2 protein-coding genes are annotated in these 1,013 nt (G+C 34.6%); both read right to left on the bottom strand.

Annotation, left to right across the window (positions count from 1 at the left end; genetic code table 11):
- On the bottom strand, positions 1–735 hold a 735-nt coding region (locus NF27_RS09385), incomplete at its 3' end, for an NACHT domain-containing protein (protein WP_039454639.1).
- An 87-nt stretch (positions 736–822) separates the two neighbouring features.
- Positions 823–1,013, bottom strand: a 191-nt coding sequence (locus tag NF27_RS12620; protein WP_039454516.1) for a hypothetical protein, incomplete at its 5' end; no start/stop codon positions are given.

Consider the following 1,013-nt stretch of genomic DNA (forward strand, 5'->3'; position numbering starts at 1 on the left):
AGCACTGTAATTACCTGCTCCCTTACATCTGTCATACAATACTCCTGCTACATACCACCACATAACCTCATAATACGGCGTATATTTATGCTCCCTTATTAATTCAACTGCTTCCTTGTATCTATCACTACCTACTTCTTCTAAGCTTCCTGCAATATACCTTGCCGCAAAATATTCCTGGAAGGTTAAATGTAAGAAATGTACATCTTCTCCCATATTTTTTATTATTCCGGTCTTAAGTACCTCTTTAGTATTTCTCCCTAATACTCGTGTTACTATTTCCTTACCTATTACTATTTCATTCCCCTTCATTCCTTCTATCGCCAGTTCTTCTAACTTGGATACTATTTCCTCACATTCCTCCCATTCGTCTAACGCTATCTCTTCAGCTTCTTCACTTAGAAACTCTTTATTCTTTCCTTTGGTTAAATATCTTCTTAATAATTTACTGCTTATTTCTTTATACAGCTTACTCATCGTATAGTTCTTTTCCCTGCTTAAATCCTCCCATGCATAACATATTAACTCCAGGTTGATCGGTATATGTGCTATTCCCCATATTCCTTTATTGCTTTCTAAAAACCTTATTATCTCACCACTCTTATTTGAGGGCATGAACTTGCTTATATAGCTCTTTATGTTTTCACTTGTGAACCCTATGTTCTCCAGTTCTTCATCAATATTAATCGGTACACCCCCTATTTGCCTGATCCTACTTGTCGGACGTGATGTCACTATTACACGGCTATTAAAATCAGTTAATATGGTTGTGTTGCAAAGAATAAAATTGAAGGAAGAAGTTATAAAATTTTATGAGGTTTTTTAGAAAATATAAGCAGGGGTAGGTAAGTTAAATTGCCTTTCAACAAAGTATTTAATATTTATAGCAGAGCTCTTAAGTAAGTGATAAAGCTGCCCCTTGAATAACATATTGATTGTCTCAATCCCTCGAATGGTATTATAAGCTGTTTTATAACTATGATAACCCATAGCATCTTTGGTTTTCCATTTTA

The sequence above is a fragment of the Candidatus Jidaibacter acanthamoeba genome (assembly GCF_000815465.1).
GTDB classification, from domain to species: Bacteria; Pseudomonadota; Alphaproteobacteria; order Rickettsiales; family Midichloriaceae; genus Jidaibacter; species Jidaibacter acanthamoebae.